Origin of the sequence: Paenibacillus etheri (assembly GCF_001012825.1) — a bacterium.
In the GTDB taxonomy this organism is placed as follows: Bacteria; Bacillota; Bacilli; order Paenibacillales; family Paenibacillaceae; genus Paenibacillus_AQ; species Paenibacillus_AQ etheri.
In genome coordinates this window covers 1-236 of the sequence record NZ_LCZJ02000089.1, presented here as the reverse complement: position 1 = coordinate 236, position 236 = coordinate 1, and the positions used below count along the sequence as shown (strand labels likewise).

Annotated in this window: 1 protein-coding gene; it reads left to right on the top strand. The window is 40.7% G+C overall.

Annotation, left to right across the window (positions count from 1 at the left end; all coding sequences use genetic code 11):
• On the top strand, positions 1–236 hold a 236-nt coding region (locus UQ64_RS29130; protein ID WP_156417719.1), incomplete at both ends, for a transposase.

The following is a 236-nucleotide window of genomic DNA, read 5'->3' as shown; positions in this document are numbered from 1 at the left end:
CAAAGGTAAAGGAAAAGTTGAACTACTTAAAGGAAATCGTAGAAGATCACGTGGAGCACCTTCAATTTTCTAATGATCCAGATGCACGTGTGGGTCACAAAACAGCCGACTCCTCTTTTTTTGGCTACAAAACACATCTTGCAATGAATGAAGAGCGTATTATTACAGCTGCGGTAGTTACAACCGGAGAAAAAAGTGACGGGAAACAACTCCAAACACTAATCGAAAAAAGTCGC